Annotated in this window: 21 protein-coding genes and 1 tRNA gene; 11 read left to right on the top strand and 11 right to left on the bottom strand. The window is 68.0% G+C overall.

Annotated features, from left to right (window positions below):
• Position 1: 1 nt before the first annotated feature.
• The 4 genes from BMY74_RS13100 to BMY74_RS13085 form a co-directional block, all read right to left on the bottom strand.
• Positions 2 to 568, bottom strand: coding sequence for an HhH-GPD-type base excision DNA repair protein (locus BMY74_RS13100; protein WP_089914974.1), 567 nt, complete (start codon positions 566 to 568; stop codon positions 2 to 4).
• Between the two features lie 44 nt (positions 569 to 612).
• Positions 613 to 1,530 carry a nucleotidyl transferase AbiEii/AbiGii toxin family protein gene (locus BMY74_RS13095; RefSeq protein ID WP_089914971.1) on the bottom strand — a complete coding sequence of 306 codons (918 nt, stop codon included), beginning with the start codon at positions 1,528 to 1,530 and terminating at the stop codon, positions 613 to 615.
• Positions 1,527 to 2,378, bottom strand: coding sequence for a type IV toxin-antitoxin system AbiEi family antitoxin domain-containing protein (locus tag BMY74_RS13090; protein ID WP_089914968.1), 852 nt, complete (start codon positions 2,376 to 2,378; stop codon positions 1,527 to 1,529). The genes BMY74_RS13095 and BMY74_RS13090 overlap by 4 nt, the downstream gene beginning before the upstream one ends.
• A 76-nt stretch (positions 2,379 to 2,454) precedes the next feature.
• A complete protein-coding gene (locus tag BMY74_RS13085; RefSeq protein WP_089914964.1) occupies positions 2,455 to 3,570 on the bottom strand; it encodes a J domain-containing protein in 1,116 nt (371 codons plus the stop codon).
• A 106-nt stretch (positions 3,571 to 3,676) separates the two neighbouring features.
• On the opposite strand from BMY74_RS13085, the gene BMY74_RS13080 reads away from it, so the two are divergent.
• Together BMY74_RS13080 and BMY74_RS13075 are read left to right on the top strand one after the other, a co-directional pair.
• Positions 3,677 to 3,750, top strand: a tRNA-Ser gene (locus BMY74_RS13080).
• A 192-nt stretch (positions 3,751 to 3,942) separates the two neighbouring features.
• Positions 3,943 to 4,203 carry a Prokaryotic metallothionein gene (locus tag BMY74_RS13075; RefSeq protein WP_089914960.1) on the top strand — a complete coding sequence of 87 codons (261 nt, stop codon included), beginning with the start codon at positions 3,943 to 3,945 and terminating at the stop codon, positions 4,201 to 4,203.
• On the opposite strand, the gene BMY74_RS13070 is transcribed toward BMY74_RS13075, so the two are convergent.
• The gene (locus BMY74_RS13070; RefSeq protein ID WP_089914956.1) at positions 4,200 to 4,793 is read right to left on the bottom strand and encodes a TetR/AcrR family transcriptional regulator; all 594 of its coding nucleotides are present in this window, start codon (positions 4,791 to 4,793) and stop codon (positions 4,200 to 4,202) included. The genes BMY74_RS13075 and BMY74_RS13070 overlap by 4 nt on opposite strands.
• Positions 4,794 to 4,874: 81 nt before the next feature.
• On the opposite strand from BMY74_RS13070, the gene BMY74_RS13065 reads away from it, so the two are divergent.
• A complete protein-coding gene (locus BMY74_RS13065; RefSeq protein ID WP_089914954.1) occupies positions 4,875 to 5,210 on the top strand; it encodes a nitroreductase/quinone reductase family protein in 336 nt (111 codons plus the stop codon).
• A 5-nt stretch (positions 5,211 to 5,215) separates the two neighbouring features.
• Here the strand turns inward: BMY74_RS13065 and BMY74_RS13060 are convergent, their stop codons facing one another.
• From BMY74_RS13060 to BMY74_RS13050, 3 genes are read right to left on the bottom strand one after another with little or no spacing between them, the layout of a single operon-like run.
• Positions 5,216 to 5,800 carry an ABC transporter permease gene (locus BMY74_RS13060; RefSeq protein WP_089914952.1) on the bottom strand — a complete coding sequence of 195 codons (585 nt, stop codon included), beginning with the start codon at positions 5,798 to 5,800 and terminating at the stop codon, positions 5,216 to 5,218.
• A gap of 19 nt (positions 5,801 to 5,819) precedes the next feature.
• Positions 5,820 to 6,278, bottom strand: a complete 459-nt coding sequence (locus tag BMY74_RS13055; protein ID WP_089914949.1) for a TetR/AcrR family transcriptional regulator — start codon at positions 6,276 to 6,278, stop codon at positions 5,820 to 5,822.
• Positions 6,275 to 7,324 carry a medium chain dehydrogenase/reductase family protein gene (locus BMY74_RS13050; protein ID WP_089914946.1) on the bottom strand — a complete coding sequence of 350 codons (1,050 nt, stop codon included), beginning with the start codon at positions 7,322 to 7,324 and terminating at the stop codon, positions 6,275 to 6,277. Before BMY74_RS13050 ends, BMY74_RS13055 begins: the two co-directional genes overlap by 4 nt.
• Before the next feature lie 110 nt (positions 7,325 to 7,434).
• Here BMY74_RS13050 and BMY74_RS13045 point away from each other — a divergent pair, with 110 nt between their 5' ends.
• Positions 7,435 to 8,061, top strand: a complete 627-nt coding sequence (locus BMY74_RS13045; protein ID WP_218159613.1) for a TetR/AcrR family transcriptional regulator — start codon at positions 7,435 to 7,437, stop codon at positions 8,059 to 8,061.
• On the opposite strand, the gene BMY74_RS13040 is transcribed toward BMY74_RS13045, so the two are convergent.
• The 3 genes from BMY74_RS13040 to BMY74_RS13030 form a co-directional block, all read right to left on the bottom strand.
• The gene (locus BMY74_RS13040) at positions 8,062 to 9,006 is read right to left on the bottom strand and encodes a ribose-phosphate diphosphokinase (protein ID WP_089914940.1); all 945 of its coding nucleotides are present in this window, start codon (positions 9,004 to 9,006) and stop codon (positions 8,062 to 8,064) included.
• A gap of 9 nt (positions 9,007 to 9,015) precedes the next feature.
• On the bottom strand, positions 9,016 to 9,498 hold the full coding sequence (locus BMY74_RS13035; protein ID WP_245786089.1) for a hypothetical protein: 483 nt from the start codon (positions 9,496 to 9,498) through the stop codon (positions 9,016 to 9,018).
• A gap of 252 nt (positions 9,499 to 9,750) precedes the next feature.
• Positions 9,751 to 10,557 carry a metal-dependent hydrolase gene (locus BMY74_RS13030; protein WP_089914934.1) on the bottom strand — a complete coding sequence of 269 codons (807 nt, stop codon included), beginning with the start codon at positions 10,555 to 10,557 and terminating at the stop codon, positions 9,751 to 9,753.
• 116 nt (positions 10,558 to 10,673) lie between these two features.
• On the opposite strand from BMY74_RS13030, the gene BMY74_RS13025 reads away from it, so the two are divergent.
• From BMY74_RS13025 to BMY74_RS12995, 7 genes are all read left to right on the top strand, one after another.
• The gene (locus BMY74_RS13025; RefSeq protein ID WP_089914931.1) at positions 10,674 to 11,516 is read left to right on the top strand and encodes an SDR family NAD(P)-dependent oxidoreductase; all 843 of its coding nucleotides are present in this window, start codon (positions 10,674 to 10,676) and stop codon (positions 11,514 to 11,516) included.
• 79 nt (positions 11,517 to 11,595) lie between these two features.
• The gene (locus BMY74_RS13020; RefSeq protein ID WP_089914928.1) at positions 11,596 to 12,819 is read left to right on the top strand and encodes an NADP-dependent isocitrate dehydrogenase; all 1,224 of its coding nucleotides are present in this window, start codon (positions 11,596 to 11,598) and stop codon (positions 12,817 to 12,819) included.
• A 137-nt stretch (positions 12,820 to 12,956) separates the two neighbouring features.
• Positions 12,957 to 13,301, top strand: coding sequence for an SH3 domain-containing protein (locus tag BMY74_RS13015; RefSeq protein WP_143091560.1), 345 nt, complete (start codon positions 12,957 to 12,959; stop codon positions 13,299 to 13,301).
• Positions 13,302 to 13,311: 10 nt separating this feature from the next.
• Positions 13,312 to 13,530, top strand: a complete 219-nt coding sequence (locus tag BMY74_RS13010; RefSeq protein WP_089914923.1) for a hypothetical protein — start codon at positions 13,312 to 13,314, stop codon at positions 13,528 to 13,530.
• A gap of 11 nt (positions 13,531 to 13,541) precedes the next feature.
• A complete protein-coding gene (locus BMY74_RS13005; protein ID WP_089914920.1) occupies positions 13,542 to 14,336 on the top strand; it encodes an exodeoxyribonuclease III in 795 nt (264 codons plus the stop codon).
• Between the two features lie 47 nt (positions 14,337 to 14,383).
• Positions 14,384 to 14,692, top strand: a complete 309-nt coding sequence (locus BMY74_RS13000) for a nucleotidyltransferase family protein (protein WP_089914917.1) — start codon at positions 14,384 to 14,386, stop codon at positions 14,690 to 14,692.
• On the top strand, positions 14,682 to 14,918 hold the full coding sequence (locus BMY74_RS12995; protein ID WP_245786087.1) for a HepT-like ribonuclease domain-containing protein: 237 nt from the start codon (positions 14,682 to 14,684) through the stop codon (positions 14,916 to 14,918). Before BMY74_RS13000 ends, BMY74_RS12995 begins: the two co-directional genes overlap by 11 nt.
• Positions 14,919 to 14,923 lie beyond the last annotated feature (5 nt).

Here is a 14,923-nt window from a genome sequence, read left to right as displayed (position 1 = left end):
GCTACTTCTTGGCGGCGGCCTTCGCGGCCTTCTTGAAGTCCCGGACCTCGAGCAGCGACTGCTGGTCGCGCACGTCGGCGACGCTACGTCGGCTTCCTTCGTCCCCGTAGTGCCCGGCGGCCTCGCGCCACCCGTCGGGCGTGACGCCGAACTGTTTGCCCAAAAGTGCGAGGAAGATCTTCGCCTTCTGGTCCCCGAACCCGGGCAACGCCTTGAGCCGCTTGAACACCGCGGCCCCGTCCCCGTCGGCCCAGATCCGCGTGACGTCCCCGTCGTAGGTGTCGACGACGAACTGCGACAGCGCCTGCACCCGCTTGGCCATCGAACCGGGGAACCGGTGCACGGCGGGCGGCGTGGCCATGACCGCGGCGAAGTCTTCGGGGTCGGCCTCGGCGATGCGGCGCACGTCCAGGCCGCCCATGCGGTCGGCGAGGACCTTGGGGCCGGAGAAGGCCTTCTCCATGGGAATCTGCTGGTCCAGCAGCATTCCGGTCAGCAGGGCGAACATGTCCGACGCGAGGAGTGCGTCCGCGTCGGGGTTCTGCGCGAGGCACACCGTGCGGGTCATGGGAGGGATAGTGCCACGGACCCGGCAACCGCTGCCCGCCGAGTTCACGGCTCCGCGGTGGGGCGCCACTGCTGCTCGGCCGCGGTCCATCGACCTGGGTCCGGGGCCGCAAGCACCGGGGTGAGGAATCTGCTCATCAGCTCGGTCGCCTGGTGGAGCGTCCGGCAGGCCGACAGGGCGTCGAGCCTGCTGGCTTCACGTTCGTATCCGATGGCCCACGAGGTGGGCTCTGGCACGGTGAAGACCGCGGGAAGCTCGAGGTCGGTGCCGGCACCGCGTCGGCGGTCGTGTTCGTGGCTGATGGCGATCTGCAGGTCCTTGCCCTGCATGGATTCGCGCAGAACGATCACGACCAGGTCCACGAGGTCGCGATATCTCGTGGATGGTCTTCCGTTGTGCCGCTCATAAAGGGCGCACACCTTGTCCGCCACTTGGGCTGCGAGCGGGTACAGCTTGACGACGGGCCAGTCGTCCGGCCACTCGACAGGGACCGAAGGCTTCAGCCTTCGCAGCTCGGGGCTTCCGTGCAGCGGTGAGTGCACGACGAGGTCGACGCTGACTGTTCCTTCTGTCCGCGGCCCTACGAGGATCCTGAACGAGACTCGTGTGGTCGGGCGGTTTCCCTTGATCTCAATGCGTTCGCGGTACTCGAATCGGACGAAGTCGTGGAGGTCGAGCGCGGCGGCTGAGCGGATCGCCTCCACGGCCTCGTTCAGGTCTGCGGCGCCTGGGCGGCACAGGTCGATGTCACGGCTGTGGCGGACGTCGCGGTAGCGCACCAGCATCGCCTGACCGCCTTTGAGCAGCCATCCGTCGGGGTCGTGGTGGAACACCCTGGTGATGAGCCGTTCGAAGTAGAACCTGCTGAGCAGGTCGCCAGGGCTTGTGCCGGAGGTCGCGGCTTCTCGTTTGGCGCGATCACGAAGTGCGCGGCTCAACGCCTGGGGCGACGCGTAGGTCATTGGTCCGCTTCCTTCTCGGACGTGTTTCCATCGGACTCCTGGATCAGCGCTGTCACCGCTGTTCGCAGTCTTCTCAGCTGGAACTGGTCCAGGGCGGCTAGTTCTGAGGCGACTGCTCGGACTTGCGCGTTCGAATCCAACGCTTCGACTGTGATCCGGGCGGACTGGGCCTGTGCGGTTCGATCGTTGATGGACGTTGCGGTGCCTGCTTGGTCCAGCAGGTGCTGGAGGAGTAGACGCCCATCCGATCGACCGATGCCGTAGGCGGACGCGTACATCGCTGCAGCAGGTACCAGGCTGTCTACGTCCACGAGACCGCGGCGCATCGCGTCGTGCAGCACCCCTCCGACATGACCCCCATCCACGTGGGATGCGAGGAGGTCTCTGATCGTGCGTTCGACCGTCGTCACGGGCAGGCCATCTCCAGTTGTGGTGATCTCTCCTTCCGAGAGATCACCACGATGTAGTCGTACGCCTGCAGTTCTGGTGGTGCGTCGGCGTGGCACGGTGATCTCGACCGCGGGCGCTGGGACGTCCCCCAGTTCGTGCAGAACGCAGGCCGTGCTGTGTGAGAAGACCCCGCTGTCCGTGTCCGTGGAACGGCGCTCCCACCCAGGGCGGGAAGGGGCGAGACGCAGCCAGGCCGCTTTTTCCTCGACATGGTTCGGTGTTCCTGCCGCTACGACGAGGTGGACGCCACGCGACACGTGATCGACAAGCCCTGCCGCCGCGAGTCGCGTCAGGGTCGTGCGGTGCACTCCTGCCGCTTCCGCCTGTTGCGTCGTGAAAAGGCCCCATTGATCAGCGGCGATGTCGCCTACCACTCGGAGAGCCTCAACCCGTTCCATGCAGCAAACGCTACATGAGTGCAGCGTTTGCTACCTCTAGGGTGTAGCAAACGCTGCTCTTGATCCGCGGTCCGGACTAGGCCCCCGCCACCCGCACCTCCGACACCACCTGCCGCACCAGCACGCGCAACGCCTCCCGGTCCACGGTGGCCGGGTCGTCGGCCAGCCAGTCGCCGATCTCGCTCACGAACTGCTCCGGCGTCATCGGCGGCACGTCGAAGTCCAGGTCGTCGTCGCACGTGACCTCGCCCGCACGGCTCGGGTAGATGATCAGGGCGCCCCGGATCTCGAGCCACGGGAGGAGTTCGGCGTAGTAGTCGACGCTGTCGAGCAGTTGGGAGCCGCCGCCGCGGAACGGGTGGCCGTTGCGCCAGAGTTCGCCGTCCTCGTCGCAGTAGTAGTGGCCGGGGAGCCACGACTTCGACTCGATGAGGACCAGGCGGCGGCCGCACAGCAGGGCGTGGTCGACGTCGGTGAAGACCGAGCCCGGCCACGCGAGGCCGTGGAAGATGCGCACTCCCGGTAGTTGGGTCATGTACTCCGTGAGCAATCCGGCGGTCAGCCGTTCGCGTCTGTTTTCACCCGGACGGCCGAAAATCGTGTTGCCGTCGTACTCGCCGGCGAACGCTCTTTCTGCTCGTGCGACGGTCATGTAGCGGCGCACCAGTCGGAACGCCCCGTAACCGGCGCCTGCCACGAGGGGGAGCCAGACGGCCAGCAGGAGTGGTGACAGCGTCATCGTCAACGGGATGAGCAGGACGAACCACCCACCGATCGCGGCCGCCGCGGGGGCGTGGCCGAGGCCTGTGGCGGGCACGTAGCGGACGCGCGCGCCCAGGTCGATGCGGTTCCACCACTCCATCGAGCCGAGGTCTACACGGGGGCGCGGTGCCATGTAGTTCGGGTCGTCGCCGAAGTCGCGCAGCCTGCCCGTGTGACCTGTTCGTCGAGGTCGTGGGCGTGTCTGGGGGCGGACGACCGTCGGGGCCTGGACGGCGGGCCGGTCGTAGTCGGCCCGGCGGACCGGGTCCTTCAGCGTCTCGTAGGCCTCCTGGAGCAGGCGGAAACCGCCAGACGTCCCACCCGCGTCGGGGTGCATGACCTTGGCTAGAGAGCGGTAGGCCGACTTGATCTCCGAGGCACTGGCGCCCCGGTTCACACCGAGCAACTCGTAGTAGTCGATCCCTGGCACGACACCGTCCAGTTCGAGGTTGGTCCGTGAACCTTATTGGGTCCAACACTTTCGCAGGGCATACGGCCCGGACTTCGCCGACTAGTGTGGGACGTGCGGTGGCGATGGGGCCTGTAGCGCAGTGGTCGACGCGCCCTCCGGAACGGAGGGAGAACGCCGGTTCGAATCCGGCCGGTCCCGCTCAGAACGGGGCTTCCGCATTCCTCCGGCACGTCCTTTGTGGACGGAGCCTGCGAGGCGCAGCACGGACTCGTGGACGCGGCCGGCTCGGCGTGCACGAGGACGCCTATCGGGTGACAGCGCCGAAGAAGCTGGTCACGGGACTCGACGCTCGAGTTGCCGACCCGGCGGACCTGCCGCAGTCTTCCGCGCATGGCGACCTGTGACGTCTGTGGCAACGACTACTGGATGGCCTTCGAGGTGCGCACCGTCGGCGGCGGCGTGCACACGTTCGACAGCTTCGAGTGCGCGATCCAACGGCTCGCGCCGCGCTGCGAGCACTGCGACTGCCGCGTGATCGGGCACGGTGTGGAGGTGGAGGGCAAGTTCTTCTGCTGCGCCCACTGCGCCCGGTCGGGCTCGTCCGACCTGGGCGCGCAGATCCGCGACACCGTCGGCGCCCACCCGGGCTAGTTCAGCACCAGGTCCAGGCTGAGCGGCACGGGCGGCGGCAGGGCGTCCGTGCCGGTCCGGAACGACTCCAGCAGGTACGCGACGAGGCGCCGGGACGCGGCCACCGCGGCCTCCACCGGTGCGCCCGAAAGCCCGTTGTTGGCCAGGAGCACCAGCATGAGGTCGTGCGGCGAGAAGTCCGCGCGCAGCTGACCGCTGTCCTTCGCCCGCTGCACCAACGCGCTGAAGCTCGTCCAGGTCCGGTCGCGCACCTCGGAGTGCAGTTCGGGGAACGAGGCGACGAACGCCGCCGTGAACCCGCGGTCGCGCACCTGGAGCAGGCAGACCTGCTCGATCACCGTGCAGAACCCGCGCCACGCGTCCGGGTCCTGCATCGCGTCGTCGATGACGGCCTGGCAGTGCGCGAACTGCTCGGTGAAGGCCTCCACGACCAGCGACTCCTTGGTGGGGAAACGCCGGTACAGCGTCGCGACGCCGACGCCTGCCCTGCGGGCGATCGCGGCCATCGGCACGTCGAGCCCGCGTTCGGCGAACAACTCCCGTGCGACGGTCAGCACCCGTGCGCGGTTCTCGCGCGCGTCGGCTCGCATCTGAGACGGTTCGGCAACCACTTCTTCTCACTTCCAGCCAAGCGGATGGGGGTCTCCACTTAGCAGGCTACGGTCGAGTTCATGAACTTCAAGAGCTCGATCGTGGGCCGCGTCAACAGGGTGGTCGTCGGGCTGCGCGACGCGCCGCTCGTCGGGAAGCTGGTGCGCAAGGGCATCACCGTCGTGTCCTACACGGGCCGGAAGTCGGGTCGCACGTTCTCCACACCCGTTGGCTACCAACGCAAGGGTGACACCGTGACCATCCAGGTGATGATGCCGGACGACAAGACCTGGTGGCGCAACTTCAGCGGTGAGGGCGGTCCGCTCACTCTCGAACTCGATGGCACCGAACGGACCGGACACGCGACATCGCACCGTGACGACAAGGGTCGCGTCACGGTGCGAGTGCAGCTGTAGAAGCCTTACGCGGCAAGGCGGCGGCTCTCCAGGAACGCGGCCACGAGGTAGGCGCCGCCACCCAGCACGGCCAGCACGCCGAACACGCCGGCTCCGGGGACGAACAGCGCCGCGGCGGCGACCAGCGCGAGCCAGGTGCCCAGGTTGTAGTGCAGCGCGATGCCGCGCACGGCGCCCTCGGCGATGTAGATCAGGCCGACGACGATGGCCGACCCGGCGGGCCAGAGCACGGTCTGCAGCTCGGGCTGGTCGAACACCTTGCTCAGACCGGTGACGGCCAGAGCCAGCGCGGCGAAACCGGTGATCCAGGCCGTGCCGACGAGCTTCTCGGCTCGTCGCCGTGCCTCGGACGCGGTTTTCTGCGCTCGCAGCGACGCGGTCATGGCGAAGGCCGTGCCGGCGAGGAGGCCGGTGGCGAGCAACGCGACCGGCAGCCACGCCGGCAGCGCCACGGCGCCGGACCGGGACAGGGCCGAGGCGCCGTGGCCGAAGACGTAGGCGAACGCGAACCCCAGGTAGGCGGCGCGGTTGTCGACCTCGGTGGACGCGGCGGCGGTCGTCGTGGCGGTGGACAGTGCGGTGGCGTTCATGGCGGGGACCTTCCGGAAGTCAGATGAGTGAAGTGATCAGTCGTGGTGCGACGACGTGGAACTGGGGTGAGCGGCGGATCGAGGAGCGCTGGTCGGCGAGGCCGTGCAGGCCCAGCCAGAACACCAGCGCCCGGTCGGGATCAGCGAGGACCTGCGTGAACAACCGCAACGCGGGTTCGGAGAGGTCGGCCGCACCGAACATCACGTGGTAGCGGCGGGGGTGCTCGACGGCGAACTCGAGGTAGGCGAGGCCTGCCGCGTACGGGCCGGCGGCGCCGAGGACGGCGGCTTCGAGGTCGCGGAAGGCCTCGTGGCACGTGGCCAGCAGGATGGCTTCGGCGTCGGGGAACAGCGGGTAGATCGACGAGGTGGGGAGACCGGCCTCGCGGGACACGGCCCGCAGCGTGACGGCGCGGTCGGAGTCGACCAGGGCGGTCGCCGCCGTCACGATCAGCTGACGGCAGCCCGGCCTGGTCACTGCCCCGGGACGATGATGACCTTGCCCACGACGGTGCGGGACTCGGCCAGCGCCAGCGCGGCGGCGGCGTCCGGCAGCGAGACGCGCGCGGCGATCTGCGGCGTGACCACACCGGACTCGACCAAGGCGAGCACCTGCACGAGGTCGTCGCGCAGACGGGTGCGGAACGCGGCGGTGCGGAAGCGCTTGCCGGCCCAGAAGTTGTAGAAGCCCGCGCGCTTGCCGTTGGGCAGCAGGTTCCACACCATCAGCTGCCCGAAGAGCTTGAGCACCGGCAGCGTCCCGCTGCCCGGCTCGTCCTTCGTCGCGGCGGAGCCGTAGTTGACCAGCGCGCCACCGCGGCGCACCAGCTTCCAGGACTCCTCCAGGGAGGGGCCGCCGACGTGGTCGAACACCGCGTCGACACCCTCGGGCGCCAGCTCCCGGATGCGGGCGTACATGTTCGGGTCGCGGTAGTCGACGGGAACGGCGCCGAGCTCGCGGATCGCGTCGAGGTTGCGGGCCGACGCCGTGCCGATCACCTTGATGCCGGCGTGCCTGGCCAGCTGCACCAGCGTCGAGCCGACGCCGCCGTTCGCGCCCAGCACGACGATCGTGTCGCCCCGCTTGACCTTCGCCGTGCGGTACAGCATCTGCCAGGCCGTGACGCCGTTGACCGCGACGGTCTCGGCGGCGGCCGCGTCCACGCCGTCCGGCACGGGCACCAGGTCGGCCGCCTCGACGATCAGGTGGCTGGCCCACGCGCCGACCTTCGTGACCACGGCGAACCGGTGTCCGCGCAGGTCGCGGTCGACACCGGGACCCGCGGCGACGACCGTGCCGACGACGTCGTAGCCGGGCACGAACGGGAACGCCGGCTGGTCGTAGTACTTGCCGAGGCGCATCTGCTGCTCGGCGAACGAGACGCCGGTGGCCTCCATCCGCAGGACCACCTGGCCCTCGCCCGGCGCCGGCAGGTCGCGGACCCGGACGTGCAGGCCGTCGGGCTCGACCACACCCGGCAGGACGATCTCGGTGGCCTGGGTGGTGGCGGTCGTGGTGTTCATCGTGGCTCCTCGTGTCGGTCCCGGTTGTGCTTACGGACATAAGCTAACGCCCGTAAGTTCACGAGCGCAAGACCTAACAGTCATAAACTTTCAGGTGTATGGTTACGACCGTGACGAACACGGAACCGCGCAGGCGCAACCGCCGCGGTGAGGGCGGGAAGCTGCGGGAAGAGATCATCGAGGCGGCCGTCGCGCTGCTCGACGAGGGCGGCGACGAACGCGCGGTCACGCTGCGCTCGGTCGCGCGGAAGGTGGGGATCGCGGCCCCGTCGATCTACCCGCACTTCTCCGACCAGCCGTCGATCATGCTGGCCGTCGTGCAGCGGGAGATGGACTCGCTCACGAGCGTCCTGCGCGAGGCCGACGAGAACGCGGCTCCCGACGCACGCGCGCGGCTCTTCGCGGTGTGCAACGCCTACCTGGACTTCGCCCGGCAGCACCCGCAGCGCTACCGGATCATGTTCGGCGGCCTCTGGACGCCGTCCACGGAGGACACGTCGATCACCGACGCCGACCTCGACTCACTGGGCGTGGCGGCGTTCACGCTGCTCGTCGAGGTCCTCGGCGCCTGTGTGGAAGAGGGGATCGCGCACGGCAGCGACGACCTCTTCGGCGACTCGGTGGCGTTGTGGCTCGGACTGCACGGCCTCGCCCACCAGCGGGCCGTGGTGCGCAAGATGCCGGGACCGGACGACGTCGGAGACCGCCTGATCACGGCACTCGCGCACCTGAAGTGACTAGGGGGCCTCGAACAGCGTCGACACCGACTCGCCGACGTTGATGCGCCGCATCGCCTCGGCCATCGCCGGCGCGATCGACAGCACCCGCAGCTTCGGCACGTGCTTGTCGGACGGGATCGGCACGGTGTTCGTGGCGACGATCTCCAGCACGTCGTCGAACGCCTGCAGCCGGTCGAGCGCCCCGGACGAGAACAGCCCGTGCGTGCACGCCACCCGGATCGGCCCGGCACCGCGCTCGCGCAGCTTGTCCAGCAGTTCGATCACCGTCGAGCCCTTGGCGATCTCGTCGTCCAGCACGATCACGTCCCGCCCGGCCACGTCGCCGATGACGGTCGAGATCTGCACCTTGTCGTCGGCGAACCGCTGCTTGGCGCCGGCCGCGACGGGCACGCCCAGGATCCGGGCGAAGTGCGCGGCCTCCTTGGCGTTGCCGAGGTCCGGTGACACCACGACGGTGTTCGACAGGTCGTACTTCGAGAAGTGCGCCGCCAGTTCGCGCAGGGCGTGCAGGTGGTCGACGGGCACCGAGAAGAACCCGTGCACCTGCGGGGAGTGCAGTGTCATCGCCAGTACCCGCGACGCGCCCGCGGCCACCATCAGGTCGGCGACCAGGCGGCCGCCGATCGAGATGCGGGGAGCGTCCTTCTTGTCCGAACGCGCGTAGGCGTAGTGGGGCAGGACGACCGTGGTCCTGGCCGCCGAGGCGCCGCGGGCGGCGTCGAGCATCAGCAGCAGTTCGACGAGGTGCTCCTGCACCGGCGGGACGAGCGGCTGGATCAGGAACACGTCCCGCTCGCGGCAGTTCGCCTGCAGCTGCACCTCGAGGCAGTCGTTGGCGAACCGGGTCAGGCGGCTGGGGGAGAGGTCGACGCCGAGGTGACCACAGATCTCGGCGGCGAGTGAGGGATGGGCAGAACCACTGAAGACAGCGATATCACGCACACCCCGAAACTAGTCGATGACCAGCACCAACTTGCCGTCGCGGAAGAACGGCGTGAGGTTCCCGCGCGTGTCGACCGTGTGCGTGTCACGCGGTAGAACGGCCTCGATGGCCGTGAACGCGAGGATGTCCGACACGCCATGACGACCGCGCAACGACCGTTGGCCTTGGAATCGCAGAGCGCGCCCCTCGCGGCGGTACTGATGAGCCTCGGCAGCAGTGGAGGCGCCCACTCGGAGCGCCTCCGGGCCTACCAGGCGTCCCGAGGACGCACCGCGTACGGCGACGCCGAAGCCCTGCGCGACCAGGGACGTCACCACCGCGTCGGACGGCGCCACGGGCACGAGGAAGGACATCGCGTAGTGGCCGTCGACCTCGTGCACCGCGACCGTTCGGGCCGTGGTCAGCACCGTGTCGTGCAGCTCCAACGCGATCTTCTCCGCTTCCCAGCGGTTCTCGTAGCCGGCGTCGATGCCGACGTAGGTGCTGGTCACCTGACCTCCACTCGCGCGGATCCCGATGTGTCCGCCTGCGGTTCGAACCCCGCATGCTGCCAGCGCGGCTCAGAGGACCGCTCGACCTTCGCATGTGGCGTCGACAACGTTTCGAACGGCTGACGTGGGGGAACGCCGACAACGATGTCTGCCTCGGGCACGTTCGATCCTCCACACGCAGGTCCGGTTCGTGGAGGCTAGACCGATCGGGTGAGACTCAGGTAGCCGCTGAATGGCTGGAAGTGAAACGTTTTACACCGGCAGCAGGTCGATGCCGTCGAGGAACGGCAGCGCGCCCGTCCCCTGCAACGCCGCGAGCCCCAGCCAGATCGACAGGACCGTCACGATCGGCCCGACGATCGCCATCTCCACGACGCCACCGGTCTTCATCCGCATGATCTTCGGCGGCGCCACCGGGTACCAGGTCTTGCCGAAGATGGGGATGGGCCACAGGATCGGGCAGCCCTGCTCGGTGATCGCGTCGCCGACGTAGTGCGCGAAGCACCCGACGCCGACCGCGATCCCGCACGCCGCGGCGGACGCGTTCGTCTGCGAGGTCCACGCGATCATCGCCCACGTGATGCCCGCGGACACCACCGTGATCAGCAGCGCGTCCTGCTTAGGGCACCAGTCGTTCATGATGCCGCGCACCGCGAGGCCCGCGAACACGAACATCAGCACGGGCAGCGCCCACTTCTGGCTGTTCTGCACGACCGCGGTGGTGAAGACGGCGGCGAACAACGCGAAGACGAGCGTGTGCGTGAGACCGCGATGTCCGCCATCCCGCTTGGAATCCCGCTTCAGACGCGTTGTGCGGTAGACGAAGCTGCTCAACGCGTTGATGCCCGCGGACAGGCCGCTGCTCAGTGCTCCGAACGTGCGCGAGATGGTCGATCCGGGGTGGTCGAGGTCGGGCAGAAGTGCTGCTCCGGTGGCCAGAACCGCCCCCACGGCCCAGCTTTGCGGCGTGAGCTGGCCGATCGGGTGACTCGACGCGATCGCGGTGACGGCGCTCCAGGCGAGCAGTCCACTCATCGCATGTGTTGGCCCAGTTGACACTTACGCCCCTTCTGGTGATCACCCGTCCGTGGGAAACAGTAGTCGTTCGGTATCAAGCGCCACGGCAGCAACTCCATATCCGCGGACAACTGATTTCCGACGGATGGAGCACGGACATGACGCAGGTGTGGCTCATCACCGGCAGTTCCCGCGGCGTCGGCCGCAAGACCGCGGAGGCCGTTCTCGCCGCCGGGCACCGGCTCGTCGCGACCGCACGGGACCCGCGCGCTCTCGACGACCTCGTCTCCCAACACGGCGACAGGGTCAGATCTGTTGCACTCGACGTGAGAAACGCCGCTCAGGCGCGGGAGGCCGTGGCGACCGCGGTGCGCGAGTTCGGGCGGCTCGACGTCGTGCTGAACAACGCGGGCGCCGGCAGGGTCACGTCGATCGAGGAGTGCTCGGAGGAGGACTTCCGCGACCAGCTGGAGGTCAACCTGTGGGGCGCCGTCAACGTCACCCGCGCCGCGCTGCCGGTGCTCCGCGCGCAGCGGTCGGGGCACTTCCTGCACGCCGGCTCGACCGCGGGCCACACCGCGCTGGGCGGCGGCCTCGGCCCGTACGTGATGTCGAAGTTCGCGCTGCGCGGGTTCAACGAGACGCTCGCCGCCGAGTGCGCGCCGTTCGGGGTCCGTTCGACGCTGATCGAGCTCGGCGGCATGCAGACGGACTGGACCGGCAGCTCCCTGGTGGTGACCGAGCACGGACCGGACTACGTTCCGTCCGTCGGGGTACTCCTCGGCATGGTCCGCGGCGCGGACGGCAACATGCCCGGTGACCCGGCCAAGGCGGCGAAGGTCATGCTCGACGTGGTAGCCATGGACGAGCCGCCGCTGTGTCTGCTGCTGGGCAGCGACGCGGTGGATATGGTGCGCCTGGCAGACCAGGCACGGACTGCGGAAATCGACAAGTGGGAGCACGTGAGCCGGTCGACCGACCGCGATCCTGAATCGGTGTAACCAGGGTCGCAGGCGCGGACGGACGGTTTACCAGTACGCTTGTCTTGCTTGCATCGTCGCGAGAGGAGCGCCCGGAGTTATGGGCAAGATCAAGGTTCAGGGCACCGTCGTCGAGCTCGACGGCGACGAGATGACCCGGATCATCTGGCAGTTCATCAAGGACAAGCTGATCCACCCGTACCTGGACGTCACTCTGGAGTACTACGACCTGGGCATCGAGCACCGGGACGCCACGGACGACCAGGTCACGATCGACGCCGCCAACGCCATCAAGAAGCACGGCGTCGGCGTCAAGTGCGCCACGATCACGCCGGACGAGGCGCGCGTCGAGGAGTTCGGCCTCAAGAAGATGTGGGTCTCGCCGAACGGCACGATCCGCAACATCCTCGGCGGTGTCGTCTTCCGCGAGCCGATCATCATCTCGAACGTCCCGCGCCTGGTCCCCGGCTGGACGAAGCCGATCATCATCGGCCGTCACGCGCACGGCGACCAGTACAAGGCCACCAACTTCAAGGTGCCCGGCGCCGGCAAGCTCACGATCACGTTCCAGCCGGAGGACGGCTCGGACCCGATCGAGCACGTCGTCACCGAGTTCCCGGCGGAGGGCGGTGTGGCGATGGGCATGTACAACTACAACAAGTCCATCGAGGACTTCGCCCGCGCCTCGTTCTCCTACGGCCTGCAGCGGGGCTACCCCGTCTACATGTCCACGAAGAACACGATCCTGAAGGCCTACGACGGCCAGTTCAAGGACATCTTCCAGCGCGTGTTCGACGAGGAGTTCAAGGCGGACTTCGACGCCAAGGGCCTCACCTACGAGCACCGCCTGATCGACGACATGGTCGCCGCCGCGATGAAGTGGGAGGGCGGCTACGTCTGGGCGTGCAAGAACTACGACGGTGACGTCCAGTCCGACACGGTCGCGCAGGGCTTCGGCTCGCTCGGCCTCATGACGTCGGTCCTGATGACGCCGGACGGCAAGACGGTCGAGGCCGAGGCCGCGCACGGCACCGTGACGCGTCACTTCCGCCAGCACCAGGCCGGCAAGCCGACCTCCACGAACCCGATCGCGTCGATCTTCGCGTGGACCCGCGGCCTCATGCACCGCGGCAAGCTGGACAACACCCCCGAGGTGATCCGCTTCGCCGAGGCGCTCGAGTCCGTCGTCATCGAGACGGTCGAGGCCGGTCAGATGACCAAGGACCTGGCCCTGCTGATCAGCAAGGACCAGGAGTGGCTGACCACCGAGGACTTCCTCGCCGCGCTCGACGAGAACCTCAAGAAGAAGATGGCGTCGTTCTGATCCGCGCCCTCTGAGAAAAGCCACCCCGGTCACTCCGGGGTGGCTTTTCTCGTTGCGCGTCACCCGGTCGGTTCCTCTTGCGGGTGGTTGCCGCCGCCGGCCGTCCTCCTTGCCGTTTTTGCCGCTATATCTGCTGCTTGAAGCAGTTCGTGGTTCGGGAGGGCGTCATGCTGGGTGTTCCGGTCAGGGGTCTGATCGTGATTGGGGTGCTGGGCGTCGCCGGCGTCATGTACGCGGTGAACGGCGGCAAGCCGATGGACAGCGGCGACAAGTCCGCGGAGATCTGCAAGGTCACCGTGACCGCGGACATCCTCAACGTCCGCTCGGGCCCCGGCGACATGCAGCCGATCGTCTCGACCATGCCGCGCGACGCCGTCACCGACGCCCAGGCGAGGGTCGAGAACGGCTACCGCATGCTCAGCGACCGCCGCTGGGTCAGCCAGTCCTTCGTAGCGCTGACCAGCGATTCGACCTGCAAGTAAACTCGAGCGCATGCTGCGCAACATGTTCCGGTGGGGCAGAGGCAAGAGCGTCACGCAGTGCTCCTGCGACCCCGAGTGGCAGGGCCTCTACACGGAGATCGACGGCCAACGCCAGCTCGCCCTGCCCCGCGACGAGATGGCCACCCTCGTCGCGTACCTGGACCTCACCGCCCACTGCGCGCGCTGCGACGCCGAGTACCCGAAACCCTGGGGCCTGGCCTCCAAGTAGGCTCCCTCGTCGTGCTCACGGTCTCCACGGTCAACGTCAACGGTCTGCGCGCCGCGGCGAAGAAGGGCTACCTCTCGTGGCTCGCTGCTTCCTCCGCTGATGTGGTGTGCCTGCAGGAAGTCCGCGCCGAACCTTCCGAGTTGGCTGCTGATGTCCACTCGCCTGCCGGCTGGCACGGCGTGTACGCGCCTTCTTCTTTGAAGGGCCGCGCCGGCGTTGGTGTGCTCTCGCGCGTTGAACCCACCTCTGTGCGTGTGGGCTTCGGTGCCGCCGAGTTCGAGGCGAGCGGCCGGTACGTGGAGATCGAACTGCCCGGCGTGGTGGTTGCGTCCCTGTACCTGCCTTCCGGTGACGTGGGCACGCCTCGGCAGGACGAGAAGGACCGGTTCATGGCCGCGTTCCTGCCGTACCTGGTGTCGTTGCGGGAGAAGGCGGCGGTTTCCGGGCGTGAGGTGCTCGTGTGCGGGGACTGGAACATCGCGCACCAGCAGGCGGATCTGAAGAACTGGAAGACGAATCAGAAGGAGTCCGGGTTCCTGCCTTATGAGCGGGAGTGGATGACTTCGGTGTTCTCGTCCGGGTACCACGACGTGGTCCGGTCCTTGCACCCCGATGTGGCTGGGCCCTACTCGTGGTGGTCTTACCGGGGGAAGGCGTTCGACAACGATTCCGGGTGGCGGATCGACTACCAGGTCGCTACCGAGGGGTTGGCTGGGCGGGCCTCGTCGGCTGTGGTGGAGCGGGCGGCCACGTATGCGGAGCGCTGGTCGGACCACGCGCCGGTGACGGTCGTGTACTCGGACTGACCCGGCCTCCCAGATCGGGCACAATCGTCTCCGAGGAGGTGACGAGGGTGCACGAGGTAGTCGCGGCCAAACTGGGCGAGATCGAGGACCTGTGCCGGACGCTGAAGGTCCGGCGTCTCGACGTGTTCGGATCCGCGACCGGTGATTCGTTCGACGTGACGACCAGCGACGTGGACCTCCTCGTCGACTTCGAGACTCAGGACGACTTCGACCACTTCGGCACCTACTTCGCGCTGAAGGAAGGGCTGGAGCGGATCCTCGGCAAGCCCGTCGACCTGGTCGTCGACGGCAGCATCCGCAACCCCTACTTCCGCCGGCAGGTCATGGACACCAAGGAAAACCTGTATGCGGCGTGATCCCCGCACGTACCTGTGGGACGCCCTGCGTGCGGTTGAGCTGTTGGCCGAGTTCAGCAGCGGCAAGACCTTCGCGGACTACGAAGCCGACGCGATGCTCCGGTCCGCTGTCGAGCGGCAGTTCGAGATCGTCGGCGAGGCGCTGAACAACCTGTCGAAGGTCTCTCCGTACCTCGCTGCCTCCATGCCGGACCTGCCCCGCGTCGTGGCCTCCGCAACATCCTGATCCAC

The sequence above is a fragment of the Lentzea albida genome (assembly GCF_900111005.1).
In the GTDB taxonomy this organism is placed as follows: Bacteria; Actinomycetota; Actinomycetes; order Mycobacteriales; family Pseudonocardiaceae; genus Lentzea; species Lentzea albida.
Note: the sequence above shows the minus strand (reverse complement) of the source record. Positions and strands in the feature narration are given on the sequence as shown.

What these genes read in the sequence shown, in the direction of transcription:
- BMY74_RS13100 (WP_089914974.1), bottom strand. Translation starts at nt 568, where the DNA reads ATGACCCGCACGGTGTGCCTCGCGCAGAACCCCGACGCGGACGCACTC.
- BMY74_RS13095 (WP_089914971.1), bottom strand. Translation starts at nt 1,530, where the DNA reads ATGACCTACGCGTCGCCCCAGGCGTTGAGCCGCGCACTTCGTGATCGC.
- BMY74_RS13090 (WP_089914968.1), bottom strand. Translation starts at nt 2,378, where the DNA reads ATGGAACGGGTTGAGGCTCTCCGAGTGGTAGGCGACATCGCCGCTGAT.
- BMY74_RS13075 (WP_089914960.1), top strand. Translation starts at nt 3,943, where the DNA reads ATGGCGACCTGTGACGTCTGTGGCAACGACTACTGGATGGCCTTCGAG.
- BMY74_RS13070 (WP_089914956.1), bottom strand. Translation starts at nt 4,793, where the DNA reads ATGCGAGCCGACGCGCGCGAGAACCGCGCACGGGTGCTGACCGTCGCA.
- BMY74_RS13065 (WP_089914954.1), top strand. Translation starts at nt 4,875, where the DNA reads ATGAACTTCAAGAGCTCGATCGTGGGCCGCGTCAACAGGGTGGTCGTC.
- BMY74_RS13060 (WP_089914952.1), bottom strand. Translation starts at nt 5,800, where the DNA reads ATGAACGCCACCGCACTGTCCACCGCCACGACGACCGCCGCCGCGTCC.
- BMY74_RS13050 (WP_089914946.1), bottom strand. Translation starts at nt 7,324, where the DNA reads ATGAACACCACGACCGCCACCACCCAGGCCACCGAGATCGTCCTGCCG.
- BMY74_RS13025 (WP_089914931.1), top strand. Translation starts at nt 10,674, where the DNA reads ATGACGCAGGTGTGGCTCATCACCGGCAGTTCCCGCGGCGTCGGCCGC.
- BMY74_RS13020 (WP_089914928.1), top strand. Translation starts at nt 11,596, where the DNA reads ATGGGCAAGATCAAGGTTCAGGGCACCGTCGTCGAGCTCGACGGCGAC.
- BMY74_RS13010 (WP_089914923.1), top strand. Translation starts at nt 13,312, where the DNA reads ATGCTGCGCAACATGTTCCGGTGGGGCAGAGGCAAGAGCGTCACGCAG.
- BMY74_RS12995 (WP_245786087.1), top strand. Translation starts at nt 14,682, where the DNA reads ATGCGGCGTGATCCCCGCACGTACCTGTGGGACGCCCTGCGTGCGGTT.